Here is a 16,783-nt window from a genome sequence, read left to right as displayed (position 1 = left end):
AGATAAAGATGCGTGGAGATATATAATTTTTCACAAATTAATCTAATTTAAGGAGCGTGATTCCAATGAAAAATATTAAGGTTCGAACAAAGCTTACTATAATTCTGGCTTTAGTAATTGTCCTTGTAACTTCTGAAAGTTTTATTTCTATTAAGAATATGAACCAGTTAAAAGACAAGGCACTTGAAACTATGGACACATCATCAAGACAAAATTATGATGATTCAATTAAAGAGCAGGTTGGTGTTGTCATCTCCCTGTTATCGGAAATCAATAATGAGTATAAGTCTGGTAAATATACTCTTGATGAAGCTAAGAAAATAGCCGCTGATGAAATCCGTCAGATGCGTTATGGCGAAGCTGGATATTTCTGGGTTGACCAGTCCGATGGCAAGAATATTGTTCTGCTTGGAAGTTCAACTGAGGGTACTAATCGTATGAATACTAAAGATGCTGATGGCTACCAGATGGTCAAGGAAATAATACGTGTTGCAGTCCAGGATGGTGGTGGTTATACAGATTATGTATTTCCTAAGGAGGGAGAAACAGAACCTTCACCAAAGCGTTCTTACAGCGAATACTTCAAACCTTTTGACTGGGTTGTTGGTACTGGCAACTATACTGATTACATAGACACTGCTATTGCACAGCAGGATGAGGAATTCACCAGCTATGCTTCAAGCAAAGCTATTTCGCTTATTTTATGCAGCGTATGTATGCTTATTGTTGTTGCTATACTCGTTGCTCTCATCGCAATTGATATTACTAAATCATTAAGAAAAATAAAAGAACAATTCGAAGTAATTGCCGGTGGTAATTTTGCCACAAAAATGCAACAGCCTATGCTTAAGCGTAAGGATGATTTCGGACAGCTAGCCAATGCACTTGAAACTATGCGCGAATCTGTACGAAGCCTGTTAGCTCAGGTAAAAAACGAGGCTGCCAATATTGATAAGGTTGTAGAAACTATCGACACTAATGTATACAATCTTAATGCAGAAATTGAAGACGTATCTGCAACAACAGAAGAGCTTGCTGCAAGTTCAGAGGAAACTGCCGCCTCTGCTGAACAGATTAACGGAATGACACAGCAGATTGAAGAAGCTGCAAGGGAAATTGCCATAAGAGCACAGGATGGTGCAACTGAATCCCAGGACATCCATAAACGTGCTGTAAAGACTAAGGATGATACTGTAGAAAACCGTCAGAAAGTTAAACAGATGATGGCTGACATCAGAGTAAATCTTGAGCAGGCTCTTGAAGATGCCAAAGTAGTTGACCAGATTGGTGTGCTTGCCGACTCTATCCTGAATATTACTGCACAGACCAATCTGCTTGCCCTTAACGCTTCTATTGAAGCTGCAAGAGCTGGTGAGGCTGGTAAAGGCTTTGCGGTTGTTGCAGAGGAAATACGTGTATTAGCTGAACAGTCTAAAGATGCTGTAGCCAACATTCAGGCTGTTACAGAAAATGTAAACAAAGCTGTAGGCAACCTGACAAGCGATTCTAACCGCCTGCTTGATTTCGTTGATACTGATATTGTTGAATGTCTTAACGGATTTGAAAAGATGGCTGATGACTATAATATGGATGCTTCCAACATTAACGATCTTGTATCTGATTTCAGTGCAACATCAGAAGAGCTTGTTGCATCTATAAGCAATATCACTCAGGCGATAGATGGAATCACTTCCGCTTCTAATGACAGTGCAACTGGAACAACCAACATAGCCCAGAAGACAATCGTAATCGTAAAAGGCTCAGAAGCTGTTATGAATGGAGCTAAAACCGCAGAAGCCTCTGCTGCTGAACTTCGTAAGAATGTTAATAACTTTGTTATTGATTAATTTTATATATAGCAGAGGAATGAAATAGGTGTGGAAATGTTTGTTTCCACACCTATTTCATTCCTCTGCTTTATTCTTTTATATTTATCCTTAATATACAGATATACCCGGCTCCACAACAATATGAAGCCGGGTATGATTAATTATCTTTAGTTTCTACTTATTACTAATCTTATTATCCTCATCAATGACTTTAGATACTATCTGCCATTTGTCTGATTATAACAATAAGATAAATAACCTCTTTACTTTATACATTCTTCTTTCTTGTTACAGCAGCAATACCTGCTAATGCAATTGCCATCACACACAGAACAGCATACAATGCTATAGGTGTGCTGTCTCCTGTTGCTATGCCGCCTGTTGCTGTATTATCAGCATTATCTGTTGTTACAGCATAATCTGCTATTACAACTGCATATTCAGATGCGTGACTAAAGTTAAGAGATATGTTACCATCTGCATCTATTGCACCTGCATTCTGGAATATCATTCTGCCTGTGCTGTCATAATAATAGAGATTGCCATATTTGCCAGCATATTCACTTCCTATATTGTATGTAAGACTTGCCTTGAATCCAAAATCTCCACTATACGCAAGTGAAATCTGCTTAACTGGATTATTGCCAGCAAGCTCTGATATAACATCATCTGGTATTGCATCAGAGTCTGTATCTACCGAAAGGTTAATATCCTTAAGATTATCAGCCTGAATATTATTACCATTGATAGTCCATTTATAACCATTCATATCAAGAACAATATCAACATCCTTACCCTTGGCTGCTTCTAACACATCCTTTGGTGCAACTGTTGCATCTGACATATCAACTGTATAAGTATCTCCAGCCTTGGCAGTAGTAATTGCTGCTACAGCTTCCTGTATCTTATCAGATGATAACTTAGTTCCTTCATTGTTGCCTTTGTTTCCATCAGTTGTTGTCTGATTATTGTTACCACCGGTACTACCATTGTTATCATCAGTAGGTGGAACAGAATCGTCTATTTCCGCATCTGCCTCGAAATAATAACTTCCAGTATCTGTATTAATGATATATCCATTCTTTATAAGTTCATCTAATTCTTCAGTTTTAATCCACTTTACATTCTTAACTCCAGGAATTACTGTTGGAAGTTCAATCTTCTGTCCTTTTTTAACAAATGATGTTTCTTTATATAAACACTTTGAACCAACATCTGGCGAATATGAATACACATATTTTTCTACGATATTGGTATTATAATTTGCCAAAAACGTTGTATTATTACTAACTATAGTATCTGAATCTGGATAGCCAACCATTGTCCAGCCTGTGATTTTTGCATCATCAAATTTAACACCGGTATCAAACTTCTCTAATGCCTTACTTAGCTTAGTTCTTCGTGGAACTTCTATTGTTTTGATTTCCCATTCCATATCTGCGTTAATATAACTGAACATAACATTTACATTTGGCTGAACAAATGTACCATTTTGTGTTACATTGAAATAATAATCATACATTAATGGAAGTTCTCTTCCACTTGTTTGTCTTTCAGTAGATGTATACAACATATTATTATATACATCACGAGCCTCTATACTTGAAACATACCATTCACATGGATAATCGTTTTCTGTAATAGTATATGTATATTCGTATTTGCTTGTTCCTTCAACATTCTGCATATAGCAGTCTACATCATCTTTAGAAGACAATTCAGAATTTACGTTTTTTAATACCATTTTCACAGAGGCTACACCTGTATCATCAGTAACATCCACTGTGAATTTCACCTGATCTCCTGCGGTGAGTGTCTGACCTGCCTTATCCATAGAAATACTGTTAAACTTTGGTGCATTTTTTTCATTTACTACATAATTGTCATTCTGTACTGTTACCTTACAATCCATTGCTGAATTTTTCTCCGCAAGGTTACCAGTTACATCTTTCACTCCTATATAATTAACATACCACTCACCAGGTACAATATCATCTGGGAGCTCCCATGAACCTATATAACAGCCATTAGCAGAATCCCATTGCAGATATATAGAATGTGAGTTATTCCTTTCAGCTACATTAACTTGAAATTGCACATAACAAGTGTCTTGTAAAGCGTAATTATCAGTTGCACCTATTGTAACATGAAGTGTATCTCCCGGTTTTACTGTCTGTCCATTTTCCTTTAACTCAACAGATGTAACCACTGGTTTCTCGTTATCACTACGAGTTATATTTACCCAGTATAAAGCTGATGAAGCTGTTACATTTAATACATCTGGTGTGCTTGAAATCACTGGCGAACATGTATTTCCTGCTTTATCTGTTACTGTAATATTGCCGATGAAGACCTTTCCATCAACAAGTGTAGTATCAGCAATCTTTACTGTACACTCATAACTGTTAGCCGCTTCATTAAACTGTAATCTGCCATTGGCATATGAATATTCATCCAATAAATAGACATCACCTTCTGATTCTAAAATCATCCTTACATCCTGAATACCTGATTCAGAATCATAAGCCTTGATTGTAATCTTAAATGTGTCATCATCTCCTACATTCTGTCCCTGTTTATCAATCGAAATACTTTCGACTACAGGTGCTGTTGTATCAAACTGTTCTGATGCGGCAGCTACATTTGTTTCCTGTGCCTGTGCTGTCCTGATATCTGCATTTATGCCACCACTAAACAAGGCAGCAAGCATTGCGGCAGAAACTGTCACTGTTGCCAGCTTCTTTATAAATTGTCTTTTCATACACATTTCCTCCTTCTATAAGCGGATACCTTTTATTCAACTGCCTGATTAATACTATATCAACCACCTGATTAACACTATATCAACAGCCTGATTAACACTATATATTCAGCCAGTTAAAATGTAAGATTCTCACTTATTCTTTCTGTAAATTAGTAGTTCAGATATTCATCATTAGAAATTCCTGTAAATATCCGCTATTATTGTACCCCCCCGAAAAAATTTTTCAATAGCTGAATATGTAAATTGATGTTGTAAATTCTTATAGTAACTCCCCGTTTATGAAGATCGGGAACTCCTTTTTACTGGATATTAAATACAAATTTTATTTTAATATCATTCTTATCAAATGTTCCGTATAAATTCTCCTACATATTCATTCTTATCTTATCAATCAAAATAACATCTGCCGGCAGCCATTCAACCTCATCAAGATGCTCCTTAGTCAGCCATTTTGCATTTTCATGTTCCTTTAACTTCAATTCTCCGCTTACTATCTCACACCAAAAACAATCCATTAAAAGGTGAAAATTGGGATAATCATATTCAATTGTATCTATTAAATTTCCAATTTTAACTTTTGTATCTAATTCTTCCATAATTTCTCGTTTTAATGCTTCCTGTGGTGTCTCTCCTGCCTCTATTTTTCCTCCTGGAAATTCCCAGCCATCCTTGAATTCTCCATACCCGCGCTGCGTTGCGAATATAATTGGCTCCCCATTATCATTAACTTCTTTTATTACTGCTGCAACTACTTTAACTGTTTTCATATAATTCTTGTGTGACAATTATTAAATTAATTATCTCACTTTCCTTCTTTCTTTTAATATCGTGATTTAATGCAATAAATCAAGTAAAAAAGTCTTTTTCTGCAAGCACACACGACTTTTTATACTTTTGACATATACATAATATTTATGAATTTACAATATACTCATATATATCTTCACGCACTGGAACATCAAGTATCCATTCTATCTCAACCGCTGTTTTCTGTGTATTTGGCATTGTAAATTCCTTAGTATTTCCACTAGCCGTCATATGTCCAAGATAATAAAATTCCTTAGAAATCTTATCGTCCTTATTCTTTCGCACAAAAAGTTCTACTCTAATTCCTCTCTCTTTAGCCTTAAGAAAATTCTGTACATCCTCAGATTGCAGACTCCTTCCCGATTTTGATATTGCTATCAATCGATCCCTAAATCCTTGTTCAAAATGATCCTCATATTTTGTTGTGTCACTAATATCATCCGATTTATCATAATTAATAAATACTGGAAATGTCTTTGTTTTCTTATCATATTTATAACCACCAATATTTAATGGAACTTCATTCTGTTCCCAATTAAGCAGACGACATACGTCCTCATACGTATATTTTTGATAAAGGACAAAATCTGTTACATCATAACTTTGTTTATAATCTCTCTCATATCTACTTATTCCAAAATCAACAAGTTCTTTAATAATATTATAAAAATCTTTATTTGATAGCATTTCAAGAAATGTTTTTGTTGGCTTATAATCATTGCCTTCCTTTTCTATAAAAACACACTGTGCATATGTTTTCTTACCAGATCCTGCCGGAAATTCATTAGTCATAACATTTATAATATTTTCCTTCTGTTCCTTGCTAATTGATTTACCATAAGTCAACATATCCTGTGAAAGGCTTGAAAATAATCCACATTTGGACAATCCTTTTGCATACATAAGCATTCTCTTAAGTAATTGTAATTCTTGAATTCTCTTACCATTTGCCAGTTTCTTGGAAATAAATTCGACTATCTTTTCTTCTTCCTGTGAAAGACGAAGCTTATAATCCTTCTCATATTTAACTAAAAACTTATAATACGAACCCAGACTATTATTATCAAAAATACGGGCAACATCCATTTCTCCATAATCATCAAAATCCCGTAAATGTGGTATTCTTCCTAATTTATTCTTAAGATTTGTGTAATTTTCTTTTATCAGTTTAATATCACTAAAATTAGCATTATCAACAGATGCAAATATTCTTTTCTTACTTATTTCATCAAAATGCACTGTAGATGCACCTGGAATAACCCTTCCACCTTCCATTATGTATCTACGTATATTATCTTTATTGTAAGTTCTATCCCCTGACAGTGCTATTGGAATCATGAAATTATTATAATAATTACCAATAAAATCAAGAATAACAACATACTCTTTTCCATCGGCCTTTCTAAGTCCTCGTCCCAACTGCTGTATAAATATTATCGGCGATTGTGTCGGTCTAAGCATAATAACCTGATTAACCTCTACAATGTCAACACCTTCATTCAATATTTCTACAGAAAATATATAGTCTAACGGCTTCTTATTAATATTTTCCTCATTCTCATCCATTGCAAGTCTCTCAAATGCATTCTGTCTTTCCTGTTCCGTTGCATCACCATTCAACGCTATCGTACGAAAATATTTTCCTGTGTCTGGATTAACTATATTATTAAATTTATGTGATAATTCCTGTGTTTCTTTGATACTGCTACAAAATATAAGACCTTTAACTTTTTCTCCACTATATCCATAATAATTTACCTGCTGGATTATATGCCTTACACGTTCATCGCTTGTAAGCATACTAAAATCATGATTTTCTTTAACATCTCCAACTACAGACAAATCAGTAATTCCAAAATAATGAAATGGGCACAACAAGTTTTCTTCCATGGCCTGTTGTAAACGTATCTCATATGCAATCTTATAATTGAACAACTCATAAACATTTCTACCTGCAATATTATCATCCCGCTTATCAGGAGTTGCTGTCATTCCAAGCCACAACTTAGGCGTAAAATGTTTCATAATCTTCTGATATGTATCAGCAGTTACATGATGTGCTTCATCAAAAATAATACAGTCAAATGCATTTTTATCATATTGAAGCAAATGTTCATCCCTATTTAACGTCTGAACAGTAGCAAATACATAATCCGCTTCATATTCATGATAACCTGCACCAACCAAACCCATAGAAACAGATTTTGCAAACACCTTCTCATAAGATTTCTTAGTCTGTCTTGCAAGCTGTCCTCTATGAACTAAAAATAAAACTTTTTTAAATCCAAGTTCTCTCATTGCAAATGCAGAAGCATAAGTCTTACCTGTTCCCCTTCGTGTCAAGGGTGTGATGGGAAGGTTTTTGATATTTTTTCTGATAGGGTTGTTATTCAGTTGTATTCTTATTATGGTTGTTCGCAAATAAGCGTTCTAATACTTCTAGCGTTTTGCCACTTTCTGTATAGAGAAAAGTTCCATCTCCATCAATCGAATAAAGAATATCAAAGACACCTTCTCCAATAGTGCAATTCTGATACCAATCACAATCTGGTGCTATATATTTATCACTAATAATTGCACCTTCTTCTTTAAGAATTTTCATAACCTCTGCAAACTCTTCATCATCAGGTCTTCTCTCGTAGTTTTTAAAATACAACCGGTTATTATCACCAGCCATTCTAAATGTTTCCATTATTAGATATGCACCTACCTTTCATAATGCGGTAGCGGGTTATGACTCCCGCTTTGCAATCACCTAGTTGCACCAATATGTACTACTCAATAAATTCATCTATTATCTTTATAATACGTTCACATTTTCCCAAATAACAATATAACCCTGACACATATCAGAACTATATCATCTTTATGCATCATTACCTTATATTCTTTACTATTTTATTTGATTTAAGATATTTCTAAATCTCTTAAGCAAATCATCATAAGTCATAATATCTACAATATTTTTGTGCTGACGTTTTATAATTTCAAAATCAAATAATTGCTCATCTGTTAAATTATTACTTCTTCCAAGTAACAAAATCCCTTGCGGATTAACTACCTTTAAGCGAAAATTTGAAGGCAAATGATTTCGCACCTTATCTTGTATCTTTTTTACCCTTGCTTCTCCTTCATGATTAAGAATGTATATATACTTTTCTATTTGAACTATTGCTCCTTCAAGATCTCTACTTGCAACGTAATTATTTCTATATTCTGTAGTTGAAACAACTTTAATGCCATCAGGCTTTTTAATTTCTAAAATATCAACAAAACCGGCTGAATCTACCAAAATAAAATCTGGTGTTTTCATATGACGGCCATCTGTTCCAACTTCAATTTCCCTAAAGCGAGCAATATACTTGGGGTATAATACACAAATTATCTCATAAATTCGCCTTTGCCATTCTTTCTCTGAATATGACATTGAATCTTCAAGCATTAGTTCAAGTTCATCATAAGCCTTCTTATACATTTCATATCCCATTAACTTAATATTAGGAAAAGAAGATAATGGCAAATTTGCTTCCTTTTTCTCTAAGTATCTTTCATACGACTCTTTGTTTTTCCATACGCCCTCGACATAGGTCGAAAGCAAATATGATATTCTAGAAGATACATATTTTTTTACCTCATATGAATTTGGAAATACTTCTATCAACTCAAGAAATGCTCTCGACGGTAAATAATTTTCCTCTCCATTTTCATCAGCCACTATACACAAATCATCTTGCAATAATTCATCTATCTTTTTTATCACTGAAGTTTTTGGATATGTAATAAACCACTTATCTGAGATATTCAACTTTTTCTCAATTGAAATATTATGCTTAATTCCAAATACTTCTCTATCAAGCAAATAGTAATTTCCTTTAGTTTTTGCAATTGTAAAACAAATTGATTCGTCATCCTGATTAATTTCAACTATGTTTGTCTTATTTACCCAAAAAGTTCCTTTTATCCAAGTTCCGTCATTTATATTTTGTTCAATTACATCAAAGTTTATTGCAGGCGAATAAATAATATTCAAACATTTTTCTTCGCACACCACCTTAATTGATTTTGATGACATTTCTTATACTCCCTATTCTTGCATTATTCCATCTCTATTCTACCGTCTTAGCAATTCTTTTGTCTTATTTTCATCAGTTACTCATTCAATGTGTAACGATTTGTTTCTATAAAAAGAAATATTTAAGTGCAATATGTATTGTATCGGATTAGTGTTTTCTTCACTGAATCGTTTTCTACACATTCAATTTTTGCATCAAAGTCTCCATACATTATATGTTCAAATTATTTCTACTAAAATTCCAAACGATATTTTCTATCCTTCCTTCACATAACATTACTCATGACACTATTTATTAGCTTCAAATCTAGAATTCTTTTGATATTTATTCTTGATAACAATACCCAATAAGAACGAAATACTTCCAATTGCAAATCCTATTATCATTTCATCAAATATCATTCTAGCTTGTTCAAAATAATTTAGTGCTATAAAACACACAAGCACAAACATAAAAATTGTCCCTGTAATAGGCACTAATTTACTCCTTACTTCGAACACCGTTTTCCAATCCCTCAGCACCTCTTTAATTGTATTCTTTTGCTGTACTTTCTGAATCGAAATATATGACCCCATCCAAATAGAAAAAGCCATACTTATTACTTCAAAATAATCCTCTTCACCAGTTTGTGCAAACAAAATTATACCTATTACAATCATGCCACCGATACTTATTGAATTACACCATTGCCTTTCTCCATCTGACAATTCTATATTGTATTCAATGACTCCTGTATCTACATTTCTTTCTCTCCAAATCCAGCCAAAAATCTTATATGCAATTTTCCATGTAATCAGCAATATAAGTGCGCCAGCCAACGCAGAACCCTTCCATTGTTTCCAACTCCATATATACGATGCCAGAAATGCCATTATATATCCACTCAACATAAAAAGCATATACAAGATCATCTGCGCGTATTTTCTAAATGTACTCACGAAATTCTTTGTCTGCCATTCAAAACAATAAGTACTCAAGCATATTACCAAAAAAATAATCCACCAAATAAAAAATCCAAACAAATAATTCATTGATTACCTCCAGTGCCTTTAATATATAAATATCAGATACAATTTTTCTATATTTAACACATTTTAATTATACCACCCCATTTCCATATTCTCCACCGAATGTTCTATCTTTTTCGACCTTTCCCACCTCCCCAAACTCATCCTTAAACTTCCACTTTATCTCCACCCTATCCTTAGCATACACGACAATCTCCTCCACAAAAGCATCCACCATTTCCCTGTTAAGTCCCGTCAATTTCAACTTTCCTTCCAGCATCTCCAGGCCTGCCACTTCTGGCACATCCACATCTGCCATTTTGGTAACTGCTGCCCTCTGCTTTTCGATATTCTCCTGCAAGCTCGCCAGCATCTGCTCATATGTCTTACGTTGTTCCAAATATGTTTCCTTATCCGTCATGCCAAGCTTGTAACTTTCATAAGCTTCACGCAGGTCCTTTTCGATCAGTTCACGGCTATGCTCCATATCTGAAAGATGCTTCTCTGCCTGCTTTAATCGTTCTGCCTGTTTCTCCCGTTGCATATCCACAACATTTCTGGAATCTACCAGGACATCAATCATCATCTGAAGTGCTTTCTTCACAACGCTCTCCATATCCACATCCAGCACACTGATATTGCATTTTTCATCAGTCTTGTCCAGATAATGATTTGCACAATAATACTTCGGTCGTCCGGCATAAGTATGGGACAGGCGATGCCCACAGTTACCACAGATCATTTTACCAGTCAGGCAATGTGTTTCATGCTTTCTTTTGGCACTGGCACATGTATTTTCTTTTCGCATGGCAGCTACTTTTTCAAAATTCTCCTTGCTTATAATTGCTTCGTGACAATTTTCCACACGCTTCCATTCATCCTCTGGAAGTGCTTTTGCATGTTTATCGCCAACATTCTCAATCTTGAAGCGGCTGTAAATCATCGTGCCGGTATATTGCTCATTTCCGAGGATTCTTCCTATTGCAACATTATTCCAGAGAGGCTTTTTCTCACGATATCTGGCAAGTTGCTTTTCACTTCCTACTTGCATGGCAATATACACGCCCGGCGTATCTATTCCATCCCGGTTCAGTCCTTCTGAAATTTTGTACATAGATTTTCCAGACAGAAACTCTTTGAAAATGCGCTTTACAATCTGACTGGCAAACTCATCCACAACCAACTTATGCTTGTCCTCCGGACTTTTCACATAGCCATAAGGAGCATAAGTAGCTATATACTTACCATTGCCACGCTTTGTATCAAGTGTCAATGATACTTTGGAAGACTGCTCCTCGCTGAAGAAATCATACAGGATTCCCTTAAATGCAACATCAATCTCACCGATACCACCCACGTAATCTGCGCTGTCATAATTATCATTTATGGCAATAAATCGCACACCCATAAAAGGAAATATTTGTTCAATATACTTTCCCTGCTCGATATGATCTCTGGAAAATCTGGAAAAATCCTTTACAATAACGCATGAAATCTGCTTTCTTTTCACCAGTTCCAGCATTCTCTGCATATCCGGGCGGTCCATATTTTTACCCGAATAGCCATCATCCACAAACTCAACCACACTCATTTTGCGAAGTTCCTTATTTTTATTAATAAATCCACGGATAAAAGCACGCTGATTGATAATACTGTTGCTCTCATCTTTTACAAATTCATCTTCCTTTGATAATCTCAAATATATTGCTATCTGCTCCATTTTAAATCTCCTCTCCGTCTGTCATCCTGGCATACTCATCTTTAAAATTCAGATTAATTACCAGCCTCTTATCCGGATACAGGTAAATGCTGTCGACCAGAATTTTAATCATATTTCTATCCAGGGTAACCTCACTTTGAAAACGATAAATTGCTTTCAGCCATTGTATCTTCTTCTCACAAAATCTCTTCACACGCCTGCGGCTTGCCTCTTCATCCGATATCTGTCCCCGAAGTCTCATTATGGCATCAGCGTTTTTCTCCTGCCTGCACTTGAAATCAGCCTTGGTAATCTCACCGGTAACATAAGACTGATACTCTTTGCTTTCTTCGTAATTCTTCCTGTCAATCTGCTTTTGAAACTTCTGAATCCTCATGTCATGATTTTTCAGTTCCCTGTCCATTACGCATCGCATGGAAGCCTCCGTCCTGGCACTGTCGGTCATTACTGCAATTTGAGTTGTAAGCAGGTTATGCACCACCTTTATAAGCTCCTGCTCCATGATGGTACAGCCACACTGTTTTCCACCAAAATCATAATTGTATCTGCAGGAATAAAAATACTGGCGCTCCAACACTCCATCCTTCTCCAGGATTCTGGAAGCTAAAGGAATTCTTCTGCCACAATTTCCACAGAATAAAATTCCTGCAAAGATATCCTCTTTTATTGGCAGATTCTTTCCCCTGTCAGAGGTAAAAATGCTTTCTTCCACCTTCTTATCCATAACAGCTCTTACCTTGTTAAACAGTTCCTTATCCACAATCGCTTCATGGGTATTTTCAACCACAATCCAATCGTTTTCATCCGTAGCATGCCTTGCCTCATTATCATACAGACTGATACGCCTTTTCCCTTGTACCATGTTCCCAATATAAGCCTGATTTTTCAGAATGTTGGAAATCGTACCAGGATACCATGACTTTGCTTCTGTCCCTTCCTCCACATAGAGATTCCCTGTTTTCAGATAATCTCCCGGTAATGCAAGGCGATACTCCTGAAGTGCTTTCGCAATCTCCCTTAGTGTCACTCCATCTGCTGCCAGTTCAAAAATCTGACGGACAACTGCCGCCGCATCCCTGTCTATCACATACTTACGAAGGGCATCCCCACTATCCACTTTATAACCATATGGTGCATTGCTTCCCGTAAATTTGCCCCTTTCCATATCAAGCCTGCGACTGACTGAAACACGCTTTGAAATATCCTTGGCATACATATCATTCACCAGATTTTTCAACGCTATTTCCAACGCCTTATTCTGGTTATATTCTACCTCTGTGTCAAAATGATCACTCACCGATATAAAACGTACCCCAAGAAACGGGAATATCGTCTCAATATAGTTGCTGGATTCGATATAATCCCTGCCAAAACGGGACATATCCTTTACAATAATGCAACTGATTTTCCCCTCCCTGACATCATCCATCATCTGCCCGAATACCGGTCTGTCAAAACTGGTTCCCGACACTGCACTGTCAACATACTCTTGATATTCTGCAAATTCAGCCTTATCCCTGATAAATTCTCTTAAAATACTCAGCTGGTTTGCTATGGACTCCGACGGTCTTGATTTCAGTTCCACCGACAATCTGGCATAAAGTGCAACGCGAAAGGATTTTCTCTGCTTTACAGGTACACCAGCTGTTACCGCTTCCGGTATCTGAACTGCATTAAATCTGTTCTTCGTTCTCGCCATTTACACCGCCTCCTTAAGTTCTATCACCGGCAAACCGTCTACCATGGTGTACACAGGCTCCGCGTCCTTCTCATTTGCGACATCAAACAATCCGGCAACCTTTTCCATCTCCTGACGATACTTGAACACAATTTCCACCCTGAAATCATCATAAATCAGAATCCTGTCAATAAATGAAACCAGTGCCACACGATCCAGATTTCCAATTACCAGACCTTCACGGAATCGCTCCAGGTTCTTTGCCACAGCAATTCCATTTTCATATATATCGCGGATGATTGTCTCCTGCTCCCTGACTGCCTGTTCAAGCGCCCTCTCTTTTGCCGAAAACTCCTCGCGGTACCTTGTAAACTGCTCTTTGCTGATAATCTCATCTCGCAAATCCTGATAGAGGGAAGCCTTAAATGCAGAGCATTTTGTAAGCTCCTGCTTCAGGGCAACAATCTCTTTATCATGGGCAACCGCCTCATCATAATTCACGTTCAGCTCATCCAGATGCGCCAATACCTTTTCACAGTCACACATACTGTTGATATATCCCTGCAATTCTCCCAGCACAATCTGATTCAGGTCCTCCTCACGGATGCAGTGACGACTGCAGGCATCTTTCCCGTTTCGGTTATAATTAGAACAGATATAGTTGATATATTCCCTGCCCTTGTATGACTCCTTGCGATGAACCATACTGCTGCCACAATCACCACAATATAAAATACCCGCATACATATATGATTCGCTTTTTCCAGCAACGGCTATGGTATCCCGCCTCATCAAAATCTGTACTGCATCAAAATCCATCCTGCTGATAATTGCTTCATGTGCATTCTCCACTACCACCCAGTCACATTCCGGTACTTCTATTTCTTTCTTAACCTTGTGACTGACAGTTGTTCTTTTTCCCTGTGCCAATGTTCCGATATACACCACATTTTTAAGAATTCTTGATACTGTCTGAGCAGACCATTTTGACTGTCCTGCGCCTTTAAAACTGGTACTGTATTTCTCTCCACATTTTGCCTTATATTCCGATGGTGCAAGCACGCCATTCTTGTTAAGAATCTTTGCAATTCCTGATGCACTCATTCCCGAAAGCTTCTTTGCAAATATTCCCTGCACCACACCGGCTGCATAAGGATCCCGCACCAGATGATTCTTATTATCCTCTGCCTTTTGATAACCATATGGTGCAAATGCACCGATAAACAATCCATTTCTTCTCAAAATATCCTGACTTGTACGAACCTTTATGGACGTATCACCGTTGTACTGCTCATTCAGCAGGTTCTTGAACGGAATAATCGTATGTGTCTCGCTGCTACTGGCAGTCAGGCTATCGTACCCTTCCGACACTGCAATAAAACGCATGTTATACTTCTTAAAAGTTTTCTGTATCAGCTCATCCGCACCAATACGCTCCCTGGCAAGTCGGGATAAATCTTTTACAATAATGCAGTCAAGATTCCCCTCCTTCATGGATGCCATCATCCTCTGAAACTCCGGTCTGTCAAAATTACTTCCACTGTAGCCATCATCAATAAAAATATCCACCAGTTTCAAATCATCATGGGCATCTATAAATCCCTCTAGCAAAAGCTTCTGGTTGGAAATACTGTTACTTTCCTTCTTCTCCAGTCCATCAACATCTTCATCTCCCTGAGACAATCTCAGATAAATTCCTGTTCTATATACATCAATCTGTTTCTTACTCATTACAATTCCTCCTGTCGTTTTTCAACTGCTGTAAAAACAGCTTCTATTGATATCTAAGTGACGCTTTCCGTTCTATATAGCAATTCATAACATCCGTAATGCTACAGCTTCCTGCAAAGGTGGACTGAACAGTATATTTTCCATACCGTTTCGCCTTTCCCTGCTGTTTTGCATCATGCTGCGAACACTCCGTCACATTCAGCTCTTTCGTATCTGTCTCCTGCAAAATACACTCTTCTCCTTCCCTTCAAAAATGAAAAACAGCCTGAAAATGTCCTGCTTATGGCTAAATCATGAGACACAAAAACCGCTCTCCATAGTTAACAAAGTCTCTTGTTACATCTGCTGTAACAACTACGCTACATATCACATTTACACACGAAAGCCGAAAAGCACAAACCATACAGAAAAGCTAAATAACTTACATCTTTTCTTCATTCTGGTTCGATATTCATTTCAACTTAAACTGTTTTGACGTCATATATTCTTATAATCTCTGACGCCATACTCTGCATCCATACGATGTTTCCGTATGTAAATATGTATGTAAGCTTGCGCTTACTTTGTTGACCATGGACAGCGGTTATTATTTCATGGTGTCTCATCTGCACCGACATTTTCAAGCTGTCTTGATGTCAACTATTCAATTAGAAAAACTTAACATTGGTCATTACGTTGGCTGGACGTTCACAATGTTTTACAGGTATTGTGGCTATTTTTTCAAATTCATTTGTTTGCCACATGTTTATGTTACATCCCGAACAAATATTTGTCCACCACTTTTTTCCACCTTTTTTGACAAAATATGATTTTCAGCATTTTTGCCAGTCACAACCATCACACGAGCCATTCTGAATCATCAGGCAGCCCACTTCCACCTGCTATTTCCTGTCCCAGATATGCTATCAACAACTCTTCCAGAGTTGATTGTTCACCATATGACATGGTTACCTTTATGGTATTCCCTTTACCCGTATCCATCTTAATTGTCTTTGCTTTAATATCTATTTTTCCCTTCATCTGCGTTACCTCCATTAAAAAAATCGCTACCCATAGCTCATTTGAAAATGCATAAACTATGGATAACGATTCTGGTTATCACTTATTCTGTTTTGGACTTCTCTTAACGTCCTATGAAGGTATACGCCGGTCTTTCTGACCCCTCATCGCCCCG

The 16,783-nt window shown here is 36.8% G+C and carries 12 protein-coding genes; 1 reads left to right on the top strand and 11 read right to left on the bottom strand.

Features of this window, described 5'->3' with window-relative positions:
- Positions 1–65: 65 nt before the first annotated feature.
- Positions 66–1,847 carry a methyl-accepting chemotaxis protein gene (locus WMO14_RS05225; protein WP_022501612.1) on the top strand — a complete coding sequence of 594 codons (1,782 nt, stop codon included), beginning with the start codon at positions 66–68 and terminating at the stop codon, positions 1,845–1,847.
- Between the two features lie 250 nt (positions 1,848–2,097).
- On the opposite strand, the gene WMO14_RS05220 is transcribed toward WMO14_RS05225, so the two are convergent.
- From WMO14_RS05220 to WMO14_RS05170, 11 genes are all read right to left on the bottom strand, one after another.
- On the bottom strand, positions 2,098–4,590 hold the full coding sequence (locus tag WMO14_RS05220; RefSeq protein WP_349153404.1) for a hypothetical protein: 2,493 nt from the start codon (positions 4,588–4,590) through the stop codon (positions 2,098–2,100).
- Positions 4,591–4,958: 368 nt separating this feature from the next.
- Positions 4,959–5,360 carry a (deoxy)nucleoside triphosphate pyrophosphohydrolase gene (locus WMO14_RS05215; RefSeq protein ID WP_349153403.1) on the bottom strand — a complete coding sequence of 134 codons (402 nt, stop codon included), beginning with the start codon at positions 5,358–5,360 and terminating at the stop codon, positions 4,959–4,961.
- A 145-nt stretch (positions 5,361–5,505) separates the two neighbouring features.
- Entirely contained in the window at positions 5,506–7,743 is a 2,238-nt protein-coding gene (locus WMO14_RS05210; RefSeq protein WP_500796441.1) for a DUF3427 domain-containing protein, read from the bottom strand.
- Positions 7,744–7,786: 43 nt separating this feature from the next.
- On the bottom strand, positions 7,787–8,092 hold the full coding sequence (locus WMO14_RS05205; RefSeq protein WP_349153402.1) for a hypothetical protein: 306 nt from the start codon (positions 8,090–8,092) through the stop codon (positions 7,787–7,789).
- Positions 8,093–8,293: 201 nt separating this feature from the next.
- Positions 8,294–9,472, bottom strand: coding sequence for a Shedu immune nuclease family protein (locus WMO14_RS05200; RefSeq protein ID WP_055306277.1), 1,179 nt, complete (start codon positions 9,470–9,472; stop codon positions 8,294–8,296).
- Between the two features lie 288 nt (positions 9,473–9,760).
- Positions 9,761–10,504, bottom strand: a complete 744-nt coding sequence (locus tag WMO14_RS05195) for a hypothetical protein (RefSeq protein WP_349153401.1) — start codon at positions 10,502–10,504, stop codon at positions 9,761–9,763.
- Between the two features lie 67 nt (positions 10,505–10,571).
- Entirely contained in the window at positions 10,572–12,200 is a 1,629-nt protein-coding gene (locus WMO14_RS05190) for a recombinase family protein (protein ID WP_349153400.1), read from the bottom strand.
- Position 12,201: 1 nt separating this feature from the next.
- The gene (locus WMO14_RS05185; protein ID WP_349153399.1) at positions 12,202–13,899 is read right to left on the bottom strand and encodes a recombinase family protein; all 1,698 of its coding nucleotides are present in this window, start codon (positions 13,897–13,899) and stop codon (positions 12,202–12,204) included.
- Positions 13,900–15,609, bottom strand: coding sequence for a recombinase family protein (locus WMO14_RS05180; protein WP_349153398.1), 1,710 nt, complete (start codon positions 15,607–15,609; stop codon positions 13,900–13,902).
- Between the two features lie 173 nt (positions 15,610–15,782).
- Positions 15,783–15,911 carry a hypothetical protein gene (locus tag WMO14_RS05175; RefSeq protein WP_349153397.1) on the bottom strand — a complete coding sequence of 43 codons (129 nt, stop codon included), beginning with the start codon at positions 15,909–15,911 and terminating at the stop codon, positions 15,783–15,785.
- A gap of 535 nt (positions 15,912–16,446) precedes the next feature.
- Positions 16,447–16,629 (bottom strand): hypothetical protein, encoded by a 183-nt coding sequence (locus tag WMO14_RS05170; protein WP_349153396.1) that lies wholly within the window; start codon positions 16,627–16,629, stop codon positions 16,447–16,449.
- Positions 16,630–16,783 lie beyond the last annotated feature (154 nt).

Source organism: Lachnospira rogosae (ex Hitch et al. 2025), assembly GCF_040096455.1.
Classification (GTDB): domain Bacteria; phylum Bacillota; class Clostridia; order Lachnospirales; family Lachnospiraceae; genus Lachnospira; species Lachnospira rogosae.
The sequence above is the reverse complement of the archived record's forward strand: the minus strand, read 5'-3'. Positions and strand labels throughout refer to the sequence as shown.

Bases quoted from the DNA above. Each gene is read 5' to 3' on its own strand.
- WMO14_RS05225 (WP_022501612.1), top strand. From the start codon at position 66: ATGAAAAATATTAAGGTTCGAACAAAGCTTACTATAATTCTGGCTTTA.
- WMO14_RS05220 (WP_349153404.1), bottom strand. From the start codon at position 4,590: ATGAAAAGACAATTTATAAAGAAGCTGGCAACAGTGACAGTTTCTGCC.
- WMO14_RS05215 (WP_349153403.1), bottom strand. From the start codon at position 5,360: ATGAAAACAGTTAAAGTAGTTGCAGCAGTAATAAAAGAAGTTAATGAT.
- WMO14_RS05205 (WP_349153402.1), bottom strand. From the start codon at position 8,092: ATGGAAACATTTAGAATGGCTGGTGATAATAACCGGTTGTATTTTAAA.
- WMO14_RS05200 (WP_055306277.1), bottom strand. From the start codon at position 9,472: ATGTCATCAAAATCAATTAAGGTGGTGTGCGAAGAAAAATGTTTGAAT.
- WMO14_RS05195 (WP_349153401.1), bottom strand. From the start codon at position 10,504: ATGAATTATTTGTTTGGATTTTTTATTTGGTGGATTATTTTTTTGGTA.
- WMO14_RS05190 (WP_349153400.1), bottom strand. From the start codon at position 12,200: ATGGAGCAGATAGCAATATATTTGAGATTATCAAAGGAAGATGAATTT.
- WMO14_RS05185 (WP_349153399.1), bottom strand. From the start codon at position 13,899: ATGGCGAGAACGAAGAACAGATTTAATGCAGTTCAGATACCGGAAGCG.
- WMO14_RS05180 (WP_349153398.1), bottom strand. From the start codon at position 15,609: ATGAGTAAGAAACAGATTGATGTATATAGAACAGGAATTTATCTGAGA.
- WMO14_RS05170 (WP_349153396.1), bottom strand. From the start codon at position 16,629: ATGAAGGGAAAAATAGATATTAAAGCAAAGACAATTAAGATGGATACG.